The organism is Rhizobium jaguaris, from assembly GCF_003627755.1.
Taxonomy (GTDB): Bacteria; Pseudomonadota; Alphaproteobacteria; order Rhizobiales; family Rhizobiaceae; genus Rhizobium; species Rhizobium jaguaris.
Map to the genome: position 1 here is coordinate 702803 of NZ_CP032695.1, position 19385 is coordinate 722187.

The window sequence follows — 19385 nt, forward strand, 5'->3', positions numbered from 1 at the left end:
GTTGAGGCCTTCAGTCGTCGGCAAGATTTGTCTGACCTCTCAAGCCTCATGACCTTTCTGTCGAGATATCCGCACAGCGGCTGGTCGACAGCGCTCTGGACAAATATCGGTCTTTCGTACCTTCATGACGGCTATTTCTCGCGCGCGATCGATGCGTGGCAGAAAGCCTGGGCGGAAGGGCAGGACGGCTCTTCTCCCGAAGCTCGAGTCCTTGTCGATCGTGCCGTCGGCGAACTTGCCAGCCTTGAGGCCAATTTTGGCCGAACCGACGATTTGACGGCGCTCTTTGGTCAGATCGGGCAAAGACAAGTGTCCGGGCCGGCGACTGAATCCATTCAGTCTGCCCGCGACATGCTGACGCTCGTCAAGGCAGATCCGCGACACTTGTTCAACTGCGGACCACTCGCCTTGCGGGCGCTTCTGCTCAGTCAGAATGTCAGCGCGGATAAGCTCAACTTTCTGCAGTTCTACAATGCCGGGCTCGAGGGCACGACACTCGCTGAACTCGGCGGATTGGCCGACCGTCTGAAGTTCGACAACCGGCTGGTCCATCGTTCACCGGACGAGGCTGTTCCTGTCCCCTCTGTCGTTCACTGGAAAGTGGGTCACTTTGCTGCGATCGTTGGCTTTGAAAACGGCCGCTATCATGTGCAGGATGCCGTCTTTCCGAATACAGACATCTGGATCACTCCGGACGCGCTGAACACGGAGGCAAGTGGCTATTTTTTGGTGCCTGCCAGTGAAATGGCCAGCTCGAAGTGGCAGCCGGTTACGCTGACGGAAGCCGCCGCAATTCGTGGCAAGGGATCCACCAACAGCACTCGTAAAGGTGATGCCGGCGATCCAGAATCAGGCAGCCAAGGACCAACGCCCCCTGATCCCAACATTCCCTCTCTTGGCGGTTCGGACGGGCTGGGTGGGGATGGCAATAAAACTCCCTGGCCAGGTGCCACGGGCGGCAATAACAACAATAGGTGCCCTCTCTGCGTCGTCAGCATCAAGGAATCCAGCGTCAGCGTGGCACTCTCCGACACGCCTGTCGGTTATGTGCCGCCAGTCGGTCCATCGATGAAGATCGGTATCAGTTATAATCAGCGCGAGGACAGCCAGCCCGCCAATTTCGATTACTTCAACATCAGCCAGAAATGGTCGCTGAGCTGGTCGAGTTATATCATCGATGATCCCACCAATCCGGGTGCGAACGTCTCACGCACCATGGGCGAAGGCGGTGCCTTCTATTACATCGGCTATGATTCCGCCCGTAAGACCTTTGCTGCGCAGGATACGGACGGCTCGATCCTCGCGCTGGTTTCACAGTCGCCGGTCAGCTATCGGCGACTGTTGCGCAACGGCGGCATGGAAATCTATGAACAGTCCGACGGCAGCGCCGCCTATCCGCGAAAGATTTTTCTCAGCAAGGTCATTGATCCTCAAGGCAATGCTGCAATTTTGCATTATGACAGCCAAAAGCGGCTTACCTTCATCACCGATGCGGTTGGGCGTGAGACGACCTTCAGCTACAACGTGCCCGGACAGCCGTTACTGATCAGTGATATCACCGATCCCTTCGGGCGCAGTGCGAAGCTCGCCTATGACAATCAGGGACGCCTGATTTCGATCACCGACATCATCGGGCTCACCTCGAGTTTCACCTATGATGCAAACTCTCTGATCAACAGTTTGACCACGCCCTATGGCACGACACGTTTCAGCTACACGGCGCCGGGAACGGCAAGTCCGCCTCGCTTCGTGCAGGTCACGGATCCACTCGGCAATAAGGAGCGCGAGGAATGGTTGGAGCCAGCTCCAATTCCCGCAAGCGATCCAGCTGCCACTGTTCCGGTGGGCATGCCACTTCCGCTGACAAACGGCTATCTGACTTACCGCAACAGTTTCCATTGGGACAAGAGTGCCTATGTCGCGGCAGGTTGCACCGATACCGGTGGATGCGACTATACCAAGGCCAGGATCCGTCATTTCGTGCACATGCCGGGATCCACCATCAAAGGTACGTCGATCGAAAGTGAAAAATATCCGCTGGAGAACCGTGTCTGGTACACCTATCCCGGCCAGACGAGCGCAACGGGCACTCCATTTGGTGGCACCTATAACAAGCCGACTGGCATTGGACGCGTGTTAGACGACGGCACGTCACAGATCAGTACGTTTTCCTACGACAGCAGTGGGAACCTTACCCAGGCGACTGATCCGTCCGGACGGATTACCTACTACTCGTACACGAACGGAATTGATGTCGCTGCTGTCAGTCAGGCGAGTGAATTCGGCTCACAGTCCACGCTTGCGCAGTTCATTTACAACAAGCAGCATAGGCCGATTTTTTATGCCGACGCGGCCGGTCGCACGAGCACGATCGAATACAATGCAGCTGCTCAGATGACGTCCATTACCGATGCACTCGGCGAAAAGACAACATATAAGTATGATGCGAACGCAAATCTGGCATCGGTTACCAACGCCAACAACGCCACCGCGGCAAGCTACACCTATGATGCCTTTGCTCGCGTGCGGACCTATACCGATTCTGAGGGTTGGACGGTCACATTCGACTATGACGCTGCCGACCGCATCACTAAAATCACTTACCCGGACGGGACATCGGTTCGCTACACCTATCAGAGGCTGGAGCTCGTCTCCTACAAGGACCGGGAGGAACGGCTTTGGCGATATCAATACGACGCCAATAGACGTCTAGTTGGCATCATCGATCCGCTGCGGCAGACGACAAAGCTGGGCTATGATCCCACCGGAAATCTCGTTTCTCTGACCGATCCGAAAGGGAACGTGACGTCCTGGGCCTATGACGTTCAGGCCCGGCAGACATCCAAAACCTATGCTGACAACAGCACCGTCACCTACATCTATGAAAACACGACCAGCCGTCTGAAGAGCGTTCTCGACGCGCTGGGTCAGACGAAACAATATAGCTATGCGATCGACAACAATCTAACTGGTCTGAGCTATCTCAACGCGGCCAACCCGACACCAAATGTGTCACTTACCTATGATCCCTATTTCGTCCGACCAGCTTCGATGACGGATGGTGCGGGGACCACGACCTATACCTATAACCCTTCTTACGTCGACGGCGCCCAGCAGCTTGCCCAGGAGTGCTTCACGGCAACCGGTGCTCCGAGTTGCTCTCACACGATCGCCTATGGCTATGACGCCTTGGGGCGGGCCGCGAGCCGACAGATCTCCGGAAGTGGCGCAGAGACGTTTCAGTATGATGCCATTGGCCGTGTAATCAGCCATTCAAGCGATCTCGGCGCATTCCAGCTCACTTACCTTGGTCAGACCCCTCAGATCAGCGTCAGACAATTGCTACCGGCGACCTCGAGCCTGAAAACCGCCTGGACCTATCTCGACAATGCCCATGATCGGCGCCTGTCTGGTATCGCGAACACAGGGCTGACCACGGGTCAGTTCACGAACTTCACCTTCGACACCACACCCGAGAATTTTATTACCGGCATCACGCAGGAGAGCGATGCGAGCGTTGCAGAGCCTAATCCCGTCGCACAGACCGTCTCCTTCAATAATCTCAATGAGATCACACAGATATCCGGTCAGACCTACAACTATGACGCTAATGGCAATTTGTTGTCTGATGGTGAGCGGACCTATTCCTGGGACGCGGAAAATAGGTTGATCGGTATCACCTATGCTTCACAACCCGGCAAGCAGACGCAATTTGTCTACGACGGACTTGGACGCCGCATCGAGATTGATGATACACCCGCTGGTGGTGGAGGCACCGTCGCATCAAAATACACCTGGTGCGGCAGCAAGCTTTGTCAGGCGCGCGATGTTTCCTATGCTGTGACCCGGAGCTATCTGGAGGAGGGTGAGTATCGTGTTGGCGCAACCGATCCGTCGCTCTTCTACGGTATTGATCAGATCGGTTCGGTGCGACGGGTCTTTGAGAGCACAGCAAGCGCGCCAAACTACGATTTCGATCCCTGGGGAGTTCGGCCTCTAGCCGGCGACTCAATCGTCGACTTTGGCTTTGCTCAAATGTTTGATCGCCAAAACGTCGGCGTGAAACTGACGCAATACCGGGCCTACGATCAAACGACCGGGCGATGGGCTTCCCGGGACCCAATAGCGGAGCGAAGCGATAGTCCTGAGAATTTGTATCGGTACGTCAGTCTAAATCCCTTGTCCAAGATCGATCCGGGTGGCCTGGTGAACCGCGCCGGATTTGCCGGAGGCTCCAACTTCTGAGAAAGTGGAGCCGATATGCGCAAGACAACAAACAAATTTTCACCGGAAGTCCGCGCCCGAGCAGTGCGGATGGTTTTGGATCACCAAGGCGAATATTCCTCGCGATGGGCAGCGGTTTCCTCGATCGCCGCCAAGATCGGCTGCACGGCGCAGACGCTCAATGAATGGGTGAAGAAGGCGGAAGTGGACGATGGTTCCCGGCCTGGTCTCCCAAGCGACGTGGCCGAGAAGATGAAGGCTCTGGAGCGGGAGAACCGCGAGCTTCGGCAGGCCAATGAGATACTGCGCAAAGCGTCCGCTTATTTCGCGATGGCGGAGCTCGACCGCCCATTGAAGCGATGATCTCCTTCATCGACGAACACCGGTCGGTATTCGGGGTCGAGCCGATCTGCAGACTGCTGCCGATTGCCCCATCAACCTATTACGAGAACGTTGCCAAACGCCTGGACGTGGACCGGTTGTCGGTCCGCGCCCGCAGCGACATTGCATTGAAGATCGAGATACGCCGTGTGTTCGAGGCGAACTTCCGCGTCTACGGCGTGCGCAAGATCTGGCGGCAATTGAAGCGGGAAGGCTTCGATACCGCCCGTTGCACCGTCGCCCGGCTCATGCGATCGATGGGGCTTCAGGGTATCATCCGGGGCAAGCCGATCCGCACGACGATCCCGGACAAGACGGCTCCCAGCCCGCTCGATCGGGTGAACCGCCAGTTCAAGGCTCCCGCGCCGAACAGGCTCTGGGTTTCGGATTTCACCTATGTGGCCACCTGGCAGGGTTTCGTCTACGTGGCCTTCGTCATCGACGCCTTCGCGCGCCGGATTGTCGGCTGGCGGGTGAGCCGGACGGCACATGCCGGGTTCGTCCTCGATGCTTTGGAACAGGCGCTTCATGAGCGGCGTCCCGTTCATGGCGGCGGCCTGATTCACCACTCGGACAGGGGCGTTCAATACGTGTCGATCAAGTATTCCGAGCGACTGGCCGAGGCAGGCATCGAGCCTTCTGTCGGAAGCGTCGGCGACTCTTACGACAACGCCCTCGCCGAAACGATCAACGGCCTCTACAAGGCCGAGGTCATTCATCGGCGCGGACCATGGCGCAACTTCGAAGCGGTTGAATTCGCCACCTTGGAATGGGTCGACTGGTTCAATCATCGACGACTTCTGGAGCCCATCGGAAACATCCCGCCAGCCGAAGCCGAGGAGCAGTATTACGCCATGCTGGACGAACCAGCCATGGCGGCATAACTTAAACCAAACAGCCTCCGGCAAACCCGGCGCGGTTCATGGCATCTCAAAGTCTCCCTTTAAATGGACCACCAGGTGGCGCGCTTACGCGACCGGGAAAGCAGATCAGGATCTACAACATGCAGGGAGGTCCTTTCTGTGATATAGATCTGGACCATGATCACGGCGCAGGAATGCCCCACCTCCATTTTTGGAAGGGACCCACAAACGATGACCGTCTTGATGGGCTTCCGATTCCACCCGGCTACTGATGAGGAAAATCCATTGCAAAATGAAGTTGTACTGTCGCTGTCTCCTCAGTTTACTGTTCAAGAAAATGATGATGGCCGACATATCTGGATGGTCAAGACTCCCGAAAACATGCGACTAGCTGAAACCATGAGAAGCAGCAAACGTTTCTCGTCGGTTACAGTATTTATCGATCTCGGAGGCAGTGTTGAAAACGTAATTTCGATGCTCCCTACATTGACTGAGCACCATCCGAAAAGCGACCGCATCTTCGTGCGCGGAATCAATAGTCAAGCAGCTGCGCGAATATATGATGAGATCTCCAGCGAGTGGCTTGCAGAGCATGTCGACGATGAACTAATTTTGCGTCGTAAAGCTAAGCTTATTTAGCTTGCCTAGACCCCTCGCCGTTGGGTCAGTATGCCGGAGACCCCATCAGGGAACGATGATCCAGAAAATGTCATCTGCAGGTGGCGAAAACATTGCCAACCTGTCAATCACCGAACAGTGCGAAAACCGGGCCGGCGTCTTCTAAGCAGTTGCGGCAACCGACCGACCTAGCGACTTCCTCGAATATTGCAAGCAGAACCTTTGATCCTTCGCGCGAGCCTCGGATGCCGCGTCCTGTTGCGGATGATAATGAGAAACATCTTGGCGAGTAGCGTAAGCGGTAGCCATCCGAGCAAAAGTCTTCAATCATGGGACGATCCCTATGACTGGGTTGTGATGTGGTTGTCGGAACCTGTGACAGAGTTCGAGCCATATCGCCTGCCTTCGAAACCTGTTTCCGTCGGGGATAAGGTCATAACTGTGTCCATCCATATGCCGCGCTGGTTTCACAGTCGCCGGTCAGCTATCGGCGACTGTTGCGCAACGGCGGCATGGAAATCGCAAGCGCCGTCTCCGCCCCATTGGATTGGCTGTATTTTGAGGCTTGCTGCGTTTGCAAGAAGGTTTCCAGGACTATCTGGAGATTTGCATGGCAGATGATGGATTTGTTGGTCGCGACGAAGTTGTCGAGCCGCGCCGCGGAAACCGGCGTTGGCCGGATGATGTGAAGGCGCGGATCGTGGCGGAAAGCCTTGAGCCTGGTGTTCGTGTTGTTGATGTCGCGCGCCGTCATGACGTTGTTGCGCACCAGCTTTCCTTGTGGCGCCGGCAAGTGCGCGAGGGCATTCTGGCCCTGCCTTTTGAGGCTATGTCGGGCCTGTCGGAGAGCGGCGATGCCGAGCCTGCATTTGTGCCTTTGGCGATTGCGGCAGAGTCGAGCGAGGCTGTGAATGTTTTGGCGCCGCCGCTGCCGGAGGCGGGTTGGCCGGTCTTGACGTTGGAGATCGGTCCGGACGTTGTGATGCGGGTTCCCGGCGATGTGCCGGTTGAACGTGTGGCGGCTCTGGTGCGAGCGAGGCGAGGGGCGGCATGATCGTCGCGGGCCGACGACTGCCGATCCTGATTGCAACGCAGCCGGTGGACTTCCGCTGTGGGCATCATTCCAGTACGATGCGATCGGCCGTGTGAGCAATCATTCCAGCGACCTTGGCGCCTTCCAGCTTACCTATCTCGGCCAAACCGCTCAGGTAACGGTCCGGCAGTTGCTGCCGGCGACTTCCAGCCTGAAGACCACTTGGAGCTATCTCGACAATGCCCATGACAGGCGCCTGTCCGGTATCGCCAACACCGGACTGACAACCAGCCAATTCACGAACTTCACCTTCGAGACCACGCCCGAGAATTTTATTACCGGCATCACGCAAGAGAGCGACGCGAGCGTACCGGAACCCGATCCCGTCGCGCAGACCGTATCCTTCAACAATCTCAACGAGATCACACAGATATCCGGTCAAGCCTACAACTATGACGCCGAGGGCAATCTGTTGTCTGACGGTGATCGTACCTATTCCTGGGACGTGGAAAATCGATTAGTCGGTGTCACTTATGCTTCACAGCCTGGCAAACGGACGAAGTTTACCTACGACGGGTTTGGTCGTCGGGTCGAGACTGACGATGCGTCAGTCGGGGGAGGGAGCGCCGCTATCTCGAAGTACGTCTGGTGCGGCAGCAAGCTCTGCCAGGCGCGCGATGCTTCCTATGCTGTGACCCGAAGCTATCTGGATGAGGGTGAGTACAAGGTTGGAGCAACCGATCCCTCGCTCTACTACGGTATTGATCAGATCGGTTCGGTGCGACGTGTATACGAAAGCACGACTAGCGCTCCGACTTCCGATTTCGACCCTTCGGGCGTGGCCGTACAGGCCGATGCGATACCAACAGATTTCGGTTATGCTGGGATGATTGAAAAGTCAGAGGAAGTCGGCTTAAACCTCTCGCAATACCGCGGCTATGACGCCTCGACCGGACGCTGGCTTTCTCGAGATCCGCTAACCGATTCCACCGTCCAGATGATTGGTCAGAGCATAGACAATGCGGTTAGCATCTCATCCCTATCACCCTTCTCTTTCACGAAAGTCGGGGCACTTTCAGAGGCGGACTTTCTGCTTAGAGGCGGGTCACTGGCTTCCGAAGTAAACCCCTATCAATATGCTAACGCGCGACCAACAATTGAGATTGATCAAAGTGGGCTCAATCCGTTTACACCGGATCAATCGGCAGTAGTTGATTTGGCGAAAGGTGCTCAAAGAGGAGGATTGTCGATAACGGATGCGCAGACACTGCTCGGTTGGGCTCAAGAATATGGCCTTCCATGCAGAGGACCGGAAATTCACCCAAATCGTCCGTTTAATATCCTGCACATTCACGTTGGTCCTATTAACCACATACCGGTGAACTGATCATGCATGCTTTCGATATAGTCAAAAATGTTCGTGGAAGAGCTTTTGCAGAACTCATCAACGAGCTAAGCAAATATAGCGATGTAGTTGGTTTCGTGTTGAGAGAACAAAACGAACTCTCAGATGAAGGCAGTCTTTTCCTAGAAGCGATTAAGGCAGAAATAATTAATGAGGCGGATTCTCACTCTTGGCCGGGAACCATACTTCTTCTAGACACCGCGCGAGTGGTAGAGTGCAAAATGTCCGCGAGCGTCGTAGATGCAATCCGCAGGTACTGGGACGGCTTTTTCGACGGTGCGGGACGCGGCTTTCCGGAAGATATCTTCATGAAAGACAAAGAAGGGACACTTATTTTAGAGACCGTGGGGCATGAGCGGTACGGCCTGATAAGGATTCCTGAAATATCTTTACCGATTAAAACGCTGATGAAAGGCGGGTATTTGAAGCCAATGCTATCAAGCGGTAACACCGAAACCATAGGCGGAGAATAATTTGTTTGTGAGTTGACCTGCCACTGAAGTTCATCCAACGGCGATTAGACCGTATGTTCGCGGGATGAAGGTGGCCCGCCCCCGCGGTAAGCTAAATCGGGGGTTGCTCTGGATAGGCCGGAGCCTTGCCCCATGCTTAGCGAGGGCGAACCATGAAAGAAGATAGCGTAATTTTCATCGGCCTGGATACGTCGAAGCTGAAGATTTCTGTGGCCATAGCCGATGGAAGCCGCAACGGAGAGGTACGGTTTTTCGGCGACATTTCCTTGGAGCCGGCATCAGTGGCATCGATGGTCAACAAGCTTTCCAAGCGCGGAGCCAAGCTTCACTTCTGCTATGAGGCGGGTCCGACCGGTTACGGCCTTCACCGCCAGATTGTCGAGCTGGGGCATGACTGCGTGGTGGTGGCGCCGTCGCTGGTGCCCAAGCGTGCGGGCGATCGGGTGAAGACAAACCGCCGGGATGCCATGAGTCTGGCGGGCCTTCACCGGGCGGGCGAGCTGACCGCGGTCTGGGTCCGAGATGAAGGCCATGAGGCGATCCGCGACCTGGTGCGGGCGCGCGAGGCGGCCAGTCTGCACCATCTTCACCGCCATCGCATCAGCGCCGCTAGGCATCGCAAGCGCCGTGCAGCCGCCATGATAATCTCGCGCGACGTCACCCTTGTCGATTGCCGCCCGAGCGCCTCTCTACTAACCGTTCCTTGCTCGACGAAAGTTAAGGCGACGATACCCGATGGCCTGCTTCAACATCGCGTGCGCGAAGTATTGTTGATGCGATCGACATTGCTCCCCCAGTTTATTTGGTCCCGACGCTCTTCCGTCGGCATTTCAAGCGTCCGACCCTTACAAAAAGAAGGCCGTCTCCCGTTGGATGGAGACGGCCTGAGGCGGATCTTGGGAGGATCCGCGGCTTCAGCGGCGAGGGGAGGGACGCCGAAGCCAGGTAGCCGGGAGGAAGCTACCCGCCTCATGGGGGTGAGGCTACGAGGAGAGGTTAGTTCAATCCTGCCGGCAGCGTAATTACACCTAGGTATTGCCCGCCTAGACCTTGGCCTACCGCGGGTTTGGCCTGCTGCCGGTTCTTTGGACAAAGAGTTAATCGGTATCGTCGCCTTAACGTTTGCGGTGGTAGTCACCGGCATGAGCAAGCTCCCGCCGGCCGATCTCACGCCGCATCGTTATAAACGTCATCGCTTTCCCGCCGAGTTTTCGATCGTGGAACCTCGGGACAAGTTTCACAAACGTCAACGTCCCATGCCTCCATGGTGGCATGATCGGGAGCGTGCCCGGCCAGGTTGCTCGTACGCCGAAGGTTGAATCGTGAGCGCAATGAATGGCCCACGGCTTTTGTGATTGACTAAAATAGGTTTCTGGCTCTCGGTCAGAACTTCTGCTTTGCCCGCTTCGGCATAAAATAGGTTCGGATATTGACGAGTGCTTCGGCGACGGCAGCAGCATCCTGGTGGGTCGCTTTCCGTTTTATCTCGCCGAGCTTGCGGAGTGGCGCGATGATATCCCCAGTGACGGCATGACCTCGAAGGACAGGCCGCCACAGCTTCGGCGCATACCCTGTTCCCAGCAAAAAGCAGAGGTCCCAATCAAATGGATCAAGGGTCTGATCATCGATCTGGGTGAACCTTGGCCGGTGGTCTTTCGGTCTCTCGGAAAGGCTTGCAGATATCCGATTATACTCTGCAACGATCGTCTGCACGGCCCGATGTTCGGTTGTTTCCATCGGCAGGTTTAGGGCATCCGGGCCGGTCAGTTCCGGGATCCATTGCCGTGGGTCGATGAACTTCGGGCCGATGATGAGGGCCGTAAGATAACCATCGAGACTGCTCATTGACCAGATAGGCGATGGCGGACGACGTCTCCTGATAAAGGCTTCGAACGCTTCGTCATCGAGCTTCGGTCGCGGCGTCATCTGGAGTTGCCCCCAAAAGACCGGACATGCTCAGGTTTGAGATTGCGAGTTGATGAACTCGCGCGGCGATTGATATCCTAAAGCACTGTGCGGGTGAAGATTGTTGTAATGCTCGAACCAGAACGGCAGTTGAGCGATGACGGTTTCAGCATCCGGGGTTGGATTGACCGAGACGTAGTCGCGCTTGAAGGTTTTGACGAACGCCTCGGCCATGCCGTTCGATTGCGGGCTTCGCACCGGTGTCGTGCAAGGTTCCATGCCGATCTCGCGGAGCAAGGATGCCGTGTCCCTAGCGATGAAGCAGGAGCCGTTGTCGGTGAGCCATTCGATGGGCTCGGATAGCATGTTGATGCGGCCGAAGCGGTTCTCGACAGCGGTGATCACGAGGTCCTGCACGTCTTCGCTCTTGATGCCTTCGGTGGTGGCGACATGGGCAATTGCCTCGCGGTCGCAGCAGTCGAGGGCGAAGGCGACGCGGACCTTCTCTTTGTTGTCGCAGCCGATCTCGAAGCCGTCGGAGCACCATCTGATGTTTGAACGCTCGACGGCGACCCGGCCGTCATGAAGGCGATCATCGACCGCTCCGGTATGACGCACCAGTAGCAGATTGTGCAGCTTCATCACCCGGTAGACGCGCTTGGCATTCGGCCATGAACGCCCCAGTTTCCGGGCATTCCGACGCAGGATGGCATGGACACGCCGATAGCCGTAGGTAGGCGTATCGGCGATGACGGCCTTGATGTCCTCCACCAGCTCGCGATCAGGTAGTGGCGGGCGTCCTCTGGCTTTGGAAGGGGAGCCTGCGGCACGCGCGGCGATATTCGAGCGGGCGACACCTAGAGTTTCGCAGACGGTCTTCATTCCAAAATCCCCCTCGGAAGAGAGAGCGAGCGCAACAGATGTTTTTTTGGGCCACCGGCGATTTCGAGGGCTTCCTTCAGGATTTCGCTCTCCATCGTCTTCTTGCCCAACAGGCGTTGCAACTCCTTCACCTGGGCCTGAAGCGCTCGGTATTCGGAAGCCGGAACGACTTCCTCTTCGGCGGCCGTCGCCGTCAGTGCCCCTTGGGACGCCAGCTTGCGCCAGGCGAACAACTGGTTCGGCTGGATGCCATGCCGACGCGCGACGATGCTCACCGTCGCGTCCGCCTCATAGGTCTCGTGGATGATTGCCAGCTTCTCTGCCGTGCTCCAGCGCCGCCGACGTTCCGGCCCGGCGAGGACTTCCATCTTAAAATTGCTGCTAGTCATATTACCAACATTACTCCTACCCACTTAGCTAAGTGGTGGAGCATGTCCGGGCCTTTCGGGGGCTAATTCACCATCTCCTGGCTGTTCTGTGTCATGCCGCTTGTCGCTCCTGCTGTGTCATCGCTTCGCGCTCCGCCTTCCAGGCCCAAGGCAAAAGGCTCTCCATCTCGTTGGCTTTCACTTTGCCGGAGATGATGCGCTCCAGCACATCGGCAAGCCAGACGTCGGGGTCCACGCCGTTAAGCTTTGCCGTGTTCACGAGCGATGCCAGGACCGCGAAGGTCTTGCCACCCCGCTCGTTGCCCACGAATAATGAGTTCTTTCTCGTCAAGGCCACGGATTTCATTGAACGCTCGACGACATTGGAGTCCACCTCGATCCGGCCATCCTCCAGGAAGGCTGTCAGTCCGCTCCAGTGGTTGAGCATGTAAGTGACTGCCTTGCCAAGTGCCGATTTCGACGACACCTCGTCGCTCAGTTCGGTGAGATGGACCTTCAGTTCTCTCATGATGGGAGCTGCCTCACGACGCCTGCCGCTAAGCCGGGTATCTTCATCTTCCCCTCGTAGTTTTGCTTCGATGCGATAGATTTCGGCAATCCTGGCAAGGATCGACAAGGCCTCCGAAGAGCCGGTCAGTTTGACGACATCAACGAACTTTCGCCGTGCATGGGCGAGGCAGAAGGCCAGCCGCATGGGGGCAACGTTGCTCTTGCCGCGTCGTTTGACCATGGTTTTATAGGCTTGGTATCCATCAACCTGAAGCACGCCGGCAAACGACGACAGTTGCCCCTCAACCTCGCGAGCGCTGCGGCTTTCGGCAAAAGTATAGGCCACCGCCGGTGGCGCCGGACCATTCCAGGGGCGGTCGTCAACTGCTTGCGCCCATAACTGGCAAAGCTTGGTTCGTTTGCGCCCCGGATCGAGGCGCGGAAGTGGCGTCTCGTCACAGAACACCCTTGGCTGCGAGCGGATGAAGGCGGTGAGTGCATCATAGAGAAGTTCGAGCCACCAGGCGACCCGCGTCACCCAGGCACCGAGTGTGCCGCGATCGATGATGACGCCGCAGGAGGCCAGCATCTGGGCCTGGCGATTGAGCGGGAGATGCCAGGCAAACTTCGAAACAGCGACATGCGCGGCAAACGCCGTGGTCACCATGCCACCGTCCATCACGCGCGCTGGTGCCGGCGCCTGCACAACAACGTTTTCGCAAGCCCGGCATGCATAGCGCGGCCGGATCGTCCGTTTCACCCTGACAACCGCAGGCACGATGTCGAGCGCCTCGCTGACATCAGCGCCGATGCAATGAAGTTCGAACGAACAGCAGGGACAAGTCTTGCTCTCCGGCTCGATGACCTCGTCATAACGCGGAAGGTGTTTGGGCAAGCGGCCGATATTGCGGGCTGGCGATCTCCGTGCCTGCGTTTTGTCGTCATCGACTGGCGCGACATCGTCATTGGCAGCAACGGGAATGTCGCTTAGATCGCCAAGATCGAGCATTGCCTGCGTCGGATCGAGCACCGTCATCTTCTCCGATTTCGTCCCGAAGAGTTGGCGCTCAAGGAAGGCCACGCGCGCCTTGAGGTCGGCATTCTCTTCGTTGAGCGAGAGAATGATCCGGGTCAATTGCGCAGCATCCTGGGGCAAGGGATCGGGTCGAAGCGGCATGACAGACCCTACCATATGAGCCTGAATCTTCAAGCAAAACCAATAGGATCAGCCTGCTTTTGAGGGCCTTCTCACCGCGTTTCGTTTGACCCGCGTCCAGTCAATGCCGGCCAGCAAAAGCGAGAACTCCTGGGCACTCATCTGCATCGCGCCATCGCAGATCGGCGGCCAAACGAACTTTCCGCTTTCCAACCACTTTGTTGCCAGGATCATGCCTGATCCGTCCCAGTAAATGCAGCGAAGGCGATCGAGGCGCTTGGCGCGGAATACAAACACGTCGCCACAATAGGGATCGGCCGCAAGCGCTGACGCCACCAAGGCCACAAGCCCATTCATCCCGCGCCGGAAGTCGACAGGTTGCGTCGCAACCATGATCTTCGCGCCATTTGGCGAAACTCCGATCACCGGCGCCCTCGCAACGCCGCTACCATCGCCTGCGCCAGTTCAGGCGCCACCGAGCCGATGACCGTCATGCGTGCGCCCGCAATCTCGATCTCAATTCGGCCAGCGAGAACCTCCGGGGCATTCGATGGCGAGCCTTCGTGTCGTGCGCCATCCCCAACCACTGTCACCGGCACGAACACGGCAGGTGGCAAACTGGTCTTTGCCGACCGTTGAGAGGTTAGTCCGGCTTCCCGTCGCCACACATTCAGCAAGCCGCGATTGACGCCCCAGCGCCTCGCAACAGCCGAAATGTTCACTTCAGGTTCTGCGCTCTCCGCGAGAATCCGCGCCTTCTCCTCGTCAGTCCAATTCCGCCGCTGCCGCCGACCGGTGATCATCTCGATCCGCCGATACTTTCCCTCATGCCTGGCTTCATGCATGCCTTCATCCATGACTTCAAGCATGGCATCAGCGCGATCTCCAACCATCCCGGTCCACTCCTATCAATGATAGAGCTTATCTCGCGGCCTCATTCACAAAAGAAAAGGTGGGCTGTTCGTCGCGCTCACGTTGAATCCCCCGTGGTTGTCAGGCGTTGGTGCCAAGGTGTGTAATGCGCCCATCGCATTTTGCCCTGCTCAAGATATCACCTCATGCGGTTTCAACACGGCGGCCATCGCAGGTGAGGACACGTCGCTCACATGCCGCGCTGTCGTTTTCGATCGTCTGTAAGGCGCGCCGAACGCCCGGCATTCTCGCCCCTCCGGCGCGCCGAGTTGCACCACGAAGCAGGTGCCGAGTGCGAGGATATGGATGAGTGTGAAAGCGATTTTCATGGTCAGAATCCGGTCAGAGGCACTGAAGCGACCGTCGCTTCAGTGCGCGTTTAGTTTCGTTGGGGGCTCCGACGAAGGGACTTAGGGAACGCGGTCTAGCACGCGCGGATAGCTCTGCGGCTCCAGCAAAGCTGCTTGTCGGCTGCCGGAAGCGCTTCACGCGTGGGCCAGATATGAGACGAGAATCGATGCGGAGAACACGGTGCAAGGAACACGCGGTGCGACGGCATCCCGATGACATTACGCATTGTTTCCTCCATAGAGGCCGTGGCCGGTACGGAGCAGAATGCGCCTATTCCTTCCGCGAGCCTATTCTACTTGGGCATTGTGATGCGATACCAACGTGTAAGTCGACCGCGCCCAGCGGATGGAGGGATTCTAAGTCGAGGCAGTTCCGTCCTGCATGCCACGGGCGAGCTACATTCGCCACCCGACTTTCTCTGATTTGCCGCGCCCGGAGCTTCTGGCGGACGCGACGTGCAAACATGAAATTTCGATGCGTTCGTACTAAATCTAGGTTTACTTGCTGCAACGTATGGATCATTGCGCACCACCCACGTGCAATGGCTCACAGCATGCAAAACCATCAAACTACAAGTAACGTAGTTGCCGCGAATGGCTCTTCCAAGCTCGCGAGGTTGGCATGTGCGCATCAGAATCCACGACGGCTTTGGGTCTCTTGCCCGCTCACCAGGCCCTAGCGCCTTCGACATCAGGCTATTGCGGCTCGGAGCCGGTCCCTGCCGTTACAGCGACTGACTCGCGGCTGCTTCTTTCGTCCATCGTTCACGATTTCAACAACCTACTGACGCCAATCGTCACTATCCTTGAGGAACTGCAAGCTCGACACGTAGGTACGTCCAGGCAGCTGAAGAAGATCGATGGGGCAATTTACCGCGCGGTTCTCGCCAAGGTGCTCGCCCGCCAACTTCTCGATTTTGTCAATCCGCGGCCGGTAAGCCCAGAGCCTGTGCAGATTCGCCAGCTACTTGAGCCACTCGAGACGGCTCTCGTCAGTATCCTCTCTCCCAATGTCAGGCTCAAATTAGACATCGCCGAAGAGATTCCGCCTGCCTTCATCGACCGCCAACTCGTCGAGCGCGCTCTGCTCAACCTGGCCCTCAACGCGCGCGACGCTATGCCCGAAGGCGGCGACGTCACAATTCTAGCGGCGTTGGAGTTTCCGCCTGCCTTTCACCCAGGCGGATCCGAGCGAATGATCCGTCTTTCTGTCGCCGACTGCGGGTTGGGGATGGATGACCAGACGCTGAAGATGACGGGACAGCCGGACTTCTCAACGAGGACCAATGGCACCGGTCTTGGCCTCGCGACCGTCAGGCGACTGATGGAAAGTTTGGGTGGCGGACTCTCAATAAGAAGCGCTCCTCGGCGGGGCACGACGATCGATCTTTGGATGCCGGCAATGTTGGCCTTCGATGTCGACTGAGGGCTGCTTGGATAGGAACGGCGCAACCACGATGAAACTCCGCGCTTTAATCACCGACTGGATATCCGCAGTTCGCGATCGCGTAACCGAGCGTCGTATCCAGGCGCTTGGTCTTCGTTCTCGGGCAAGCAGCCACGTCCGGTTACGGACGGACGGTAGTCGACCGCCGCCGCGCCCGATTCTACGGCGCGCCCCGTCACGCCGTCGGTGCAAAGGCTCGTCAGTATAGATCGCCGCAACTTGAAAGAGAGTAACCCATGGAGCTTCAGCAAGTTCGCTACTTCCTCGCCGTCGCTACAACACTCAACTTCACCCGCGCAGCTGAGCAATGCAATGTCACGCAGCCCTCCCTGACCAAGGGAGTGCAGAGGCTCGAGCAGGAGCTCGGCGGCCAGTTGATCTTCCGCGAGCGCCAGCTGACGCAGCTCACCGACCTTGGGAAGGAAGTCCTTCCGATGCTGGAGCGCACACTGGCCTCGGCACAGGCGGTGCGTCGCAGAGCCCAGGAGTTCCGTTGCAAGGAGGTCGCGCCACTGAAGATCGGCCTCGCCCCCTCCATCTCGGCGTCGCTCGTCCTCGATCCGATCGTGGAGATCGCAAAGTTCGTCCCTGGACTTCACGTCGAGTTGCGCGAGGGCTCAGCGGAGAAGCTCGTCGACCTCTTGCTTGAGGGGGAGATCAACGCCGCAATGGTCGGAGACGTGCAGGACATGCCCGCCCGCATCGACGACTGGTTGCTGTTCGAGGAGCGCTACGTCGCGGTTCTCGCGCCGACACACCAGCTCGCAAACCGTCCCTCGATCGGCGTCGACGACCTCCGCGAGACCGTCTTGCTGGAACGCGCCGGCTGCGAGGTCGCCTCGAAGATCCAACAGTTGTATTTCCCTGAGGAACCGCCTCACCTTGGGCACTGCAGCGGCAACGACTTGCACCTGCAGCACATGGCCGCGGCGGGCTTTGGCGTGATACTCGCGCCCGAGCACATGCCGCGCCTTCCGACACTCAAGACCATTCCGCTCGAAGGCAACCCGGTTTCGCGGGAGGTGCGGTTGCTGGCCGTGCAGGGGCGCCGCTACTCGCCGGCGCTGGACGCTTTCGTCAAAGTCGCGCGACTCCGGGACTGGGCGGTCGAAGTCCCTCATCAGGGCATGCCGCGCGCAACACTCCCGGAGGTGGCGAGCGCGCCCGCATGACCACGACACGCCGGCGGCCAACCGCTTCCAGCCAATTGATCCGCAGCCTGATGACGCCCGACTGATGCCAAGCCAGACAGACAAGACACTCGCCCAGATCCGCACCGAACTATTGACGACGTTCAGCGCAGCGGACTGAGAGATATACAACCAGCTGGTGGGTTGGCTCCGCGATACGGGCGTGGCATCGCACGTGTTGAAGGTCGGAGACGCCGCGCCGGACGTCCTCCTACCGGACGCCGATGACCGTCTCCACTCTTCCGAGCAACTTCGCCGCAACGGACCCTCGTCCTGACTTTCTTCCGTGGTGGCTGGTGTCCGTTCCGCACCGCTGAGCCGAGCGTCCCCTAGGCTGCGAAGGGCGAGTTCGAGAGCGCCGGCGCGACCCTCGCAGTCGTGACGCCAGAGACGAGGGACTTCCTACAGCGGCTCAAGCGGAGCCTGGGGCCCAATACCCCGCTGTCGACGTCTACAAGACCCGCTTCCGGCCGCCGAAGGCCGCCGCGATGGGCGATTGCGAGGCCTCGCTTCTGAATGTGATTGCGAGACGGACCGGATTTTCCGGGATCCATATCTGCGCGGAGGAGGCCAGCGAAATGATCCAGATACTCGCGATCGCCGTCGGCATCGGAGCCACGGTGAAAGACTTCGTGTCGGTCATGGCCGTGCACCCGACGCGGCGAGGAGATCGTCGCAATGCAGACTCCGGCGGTGCGGTACGATCGGCGCGGCGCTTCGACCCCGCACGTCCCAAGCGCCGCCCCTGACGCCACCGGCTCGCACCCGAAAGCGCCCCCACTCGGAACATTGCGGCGCCACCGAGCCCCCTAAGCGGCTGGAGATGAAATCGATAACGCTGCGCCACTTCGGTAGCCGCGAAAGCACGGGCGATGTCGCGCCGGCCGCCTGAACGGGCGGCCCCGTCGACCCTGCGCGCAGTCCTTGCGCGCAGTCAGTCTGAAATCCTGAAGGTGAGCGCGATGATCCACTGCAATTTGCACCCGAGGCCCAATCCAGCCAAGGTCGCCCTGTTCTTGGACGAGTCCGGGCTAACGTCCGGGCCTTCATCACACGGGAGGCGCGATCGATCCAACCCCAGGCAGACATGTCGACCATGGTGTAGTCGGACCCGACGATGTAGCCGCGGCGGGCGAGTTGGCTGCCGAGTACGCGATAGTGGCGCTCCGCTTCGCGGCGATACTTGTTGACGGCGTAGTCGAGGCCCTCGGGAGCGGCAAACTGGAAATGAACGGCCTGTCCCAGAAGGGCCCGAGGTCTGTTCCGAGGAAGAAAAGCCACGACAAGAGCTCGCTCCGGGTCGGCAGGCGGTCCGAGGAAGCGGCCCGTTTTCTCGGCGAGATACAGCAGAATGGCGGCCTGTTGATCGACGCCTTCGATGCGTTGGACCAAGAGTGCTCGCGAGAACTCCACGAACAGCTGAAGGCGAATCCCCTTGCCGCCGGCGTTCCGGTATGCGTTCGCGTAGATGTTTGAACGGTCCCGCGCATCGGGACGGTCTCGAACCTCATCGCGCCATCCACGCGCGCTTCGCCGGCGGCGACGGGCTTGTCGTCAGTCAGGTCGCAGAGCTGGCGTCCCTTATTCGGTACTCGTGGATCGTAGCCGCGTCTTAGGAGATCTGAAACGGCTTCGACCGTTGGGATTGACGACCCGAATGAGGGCTGG

At 58.3% G+C, this 19385-nt stretch carries 15 protein-coding genes, 2 pseudogenes and 1 other annotated feature; of the genes and pseudogenes, 10 read left to right on the top strand and 7 right to left on the bottom strand.

The annotated features are described in order from the left end of the window. The first annotated feature begins 273 nt into the window (after positions 1-273). The 7 genes and pseudogenes from CCGE525_RS25435 to CCGE525_RS25465 form a co-directional block, all read left to right on the top strand. Positions 274-4245: an RHS repeat-associated core domain-containing protein gene (locus CCGE525_RS25435; RefSeq protein ID WP_245472291.1), complete on the top strand. Its 3972-nt coding sequence runs from the start codon at positions 274-276 to the stop codon at positions 4243-4245. A gap of 15 nt (positions 4246-4260) precedes the next feature. Continuing rightward, positions 4261-5489 (top strand): IS3 family transposase gene (locus tag CCGE525_RS25440; protein WP_120707113.1). Its coding sequence is split into 2 segments (ribosomal slippage): positions 4261-4555 and positions 4555-5489, totalling 1230 coding nucleotides; the frame shifts between segments, so codons are not numbered across the junction. Then, positions 4542-4658 (top strand) — a sequence feature (AL1L pseudoknot). (Overlaps the previous gene by 117 nt.) A gap of 156 nt (positions 5490-5645) precedes the next feature. Continuing rightward, entirely contained in the window at positions 5646-6107 is a 462-nt protein-coding gene (locus CCGE525_RS25445) for a hypothetical protein (RefSeq protein WP_120707114.1), read from the top strand. A gap of 589 nt (positions 6108-6696) precedes the next feature. Then, a complete protein-coding gene (gene tnpA, locus CCGE525_RS25450; protein ID WP_120707115.1) occupies positions 6697-7140 on the top strand; it encodes an IS66-like element accessory protein TnpA in 444 nt (147 codons plus the stop codon). 91 nt (positions 7141-7231) lie between these two features. Continuing rightward, positions 7232-8506, top strand: coding sequence for an RHS repeat domain-containing protein (locus CCGE525_RS25455; protein WP_245472292.1), 1275 nt, complete (start codon positions 7232-7234; stop codon positions 8504-8506). A 2-nt stretch (positions 8507-8508) separates the two neighbouring features. After that, positions 8509-8997: a hypothetical protein gene (locus tag CCGE525_RS25460; RefSeq protein WP_120707117.1), complete on the top strand. Its 489-nt coding sequence runs from the start codon at positions 8509-8511 to the stop codon at positions 8995-8997. 152 nt (positions 8998-9149) lie between these two features. Further along, positions 9150-9572, top strand: a pseudogene (locus CCGE525_RS25465) (IS110 family transposase); the annotation flags it as partial. A gap of 808 nt (positions 9573-10380) precedes the next feature. On the opposite strand, the gene CCGE525_RS25470 reads toward CCGE525_RS25465, so the two are convergent. The 6 genes from CCGE525_RS25470 to CCGE525_RS38445 form a co-directional block, all read right to left on the bottom strand. Further along, complete coding sequence (locus CCGE525_RS25470) at positions 10381-10923, bottom strand: UPF0149 family protein (RefSeq protein ID WP_120707118.1); 543 nt, start codon at positions 10921-10923, stop codon at positions 10381-10383. 30 nt (positions 10924-10953) lie between these two features. After that, a protein-coding gene (locus tag CCGE525_RS25475) for an IS3 family transposase (protein WP_120703081.1) occupies positions 10954-12173 on the bottom strand; the annotation gives its coding sequence in 2 pieces (ribosomal slippage) (positions 10954-11837 and positions 11837-12173; 1221 coding nt in all). 91 nt (positions 12174-12264) lie between these two features. Beyond that, positions 12265-13839, bottom strand: a complete 1575-nt coding sequence (gene tnpC / locus CCGE525_RS25480) for an IS66 family transposase (protein ID WP_120702910.1) — start codon at positions 13837-13839, stop codon at positions 12265-12267. Positions 13840-13887: 48 nt separating this feature from the next. Continuing rightward, positions 13888-14244: an IS66 family insertion sequence element accessory protein TnpB gene (gene tnpB, locus CCGE525_RS25485; RefSeq protein ID WP_120702911.1), complete on the bottom strand. Its 357-nt coding sequence runs from the start codon at positions 14242-14244 to the stop codon at positions 13888-13890. Continuing rightward, positions 14241-14711 (bottom strand): IS66-like element accessory protein TnpA, encoded by a 471-nt coding sequence (gene tnpA, locus CCGE525_RS25490; protein WP_120702912.1) that lies wholly within the window; start codon positions 14709-14711, stop codon positions 14241-14243. The genes tnpB and tnpA (CCGE525_RS25490) overlap by 4 nt, the downstream gene beginning before the upstream one ends. A 150-nt stretch (positions 14712-14861) precedes the next feature. Next, positions 14862-15059 (bottom strand): hypothetical protein, encoded by a 198-nt coding sequence (locus tag CCGE525_RS38445; RefSeq protein ID WP_162950303.1) that lies wholly within the window; start codon positions 15057-15059, stop codon positions 14862-14864. 643 nt (positions 15060-15702) lie between these two features. Between CCGE525_RS38445 and CCGE525_RS25495 the strand changes: the two genes are divergently transcribed. The 3 genes from CCGE525_RS25495 to CCGE525_RS25510 all read left to right on the top strand — a co-directional run bounded on the left by CCGE525_RS25495 (position 15703) and on the right by CCGE525_RS25510 (position 18466). Continuing rightward, complete coding sequence (locus CCGE525_RS25495) at positions 15703-16506, top strand: ATP-binding protein (RefSeq protein WP_120707119.1); 804 nt, start codon at positions 15703-15705, stop codon at positions 16504-16506. Between the two features lie 257 nt (positions 16507-16763). Continuing rightward, a complete protein-coding gene (locus CCGE525_RS25500) occupies positions 16764-17699 on the top strand; it encodes a LysR family transcriptional regulator (protein ID WP_120707120.1) in 936 nt (311 codons plus the stop codon). Positions 17700-18205: 506 nt separating this feature from the next. Beyond that, a complete protein-coding gene (locus tag CCGE525_RS25510) occupies positions 18206-18466 on the top strand; it encodes a hypothetical protein (RefSeq protein ID WP_120707121.1) in 261 nt (86 codons plus the stop codon). Positions 18467-18761: 295 nt separating this feature from the next. Here the strand turns inward: CCGE525_RS25510 and CCGE525_RS39125 are convergent. Beyond that, a pseudogene (locus tag CCGE525_RS39125) lies at positions 18762-19088 on the bottom strand (glutathione S-transferase C-terminal domain-containing protein); the annotation flags it as partial. Positions 19089-19385: the final 297 nt, after the last annotated feature.

What these genes read in the sequence shown, in the direction of transcription:
- CCGE525_RS25470 (WP_120707118.1), bottom strand. Translation starts at nt 10,923, where the DNA reads ATGACGCCGCGACCGAAGCTCGATGACGAAGCGTTCGAAGCCTTTATC.
- CCGE525_RS25500 (WP_120707120.1), top strand. Translation starts at nt 16,764, where the DNA reads ATGGAGCTTCAGCAAGTTCGCTACTTCCTCGCCGTCGCTACAACACTC.
- tnpC (WP_120702910.1), bottom strand. Translation starts at nt 13,839, where the DNA reads ATGCCGCTTCGACCCGATCCCTTGCCCCAGGATGCTGCGCAATTGACC.
- CCGE525_RS25510 (WP_120707121.1), top strand. Translation starts at nt 18,206, where the DNA reads ATGGGCGATTGCGAGGCCTCGCTTCTGAATGTGATTGCGAGACGGACC.
- tnpA (WP_120702912.1), bottom strand. Translation starts at nt 14,711, where the DNA reads ATGGTTGGAGATCGCGCTGATGCCATGCTTGAAGTCATGGATGAAGGC.
- CCGE525_RS25460 (WP_120707117.1), top strand. Translation starts at nt 8,509, where the DNA reads ATGCATGCTTTCGATATAGTCAAAAATGTTCGTGGAAGAGCTTTTGCA.
- CCGE525_RS38445 (WP_162950303.1), bottom strand. Translation starts at nt 15,059, where the DNA reads ATGAAAATCGCTTTCACACTCATCCATATCCTCGCACTCGGCACCTGC.
- tnpA (WP_120707115.1), top strand. Translation starts at nt 6,697, where the DNA reads ATGGCAGATGATGGATTTGTTGGTCGCGACGAAGTTGTCGAGCCGCGC.
- CCGE525_RS25445 (WP_120707114.1), top strand. Translation starts at nt 5,646, where the DNA reads ATGATCACGGCGCAGGAATGCCCCACCTCCATTTTTGGAAGGGACCCA.
- CCGE525_RS25495 (WP_120707119.1), top strand. Translation starts at nt 15,703, where the DNA reads ATGTGCGCATCAGAATCCACGACGGCTTTGGGTCTCTTGCCCGCTCAC.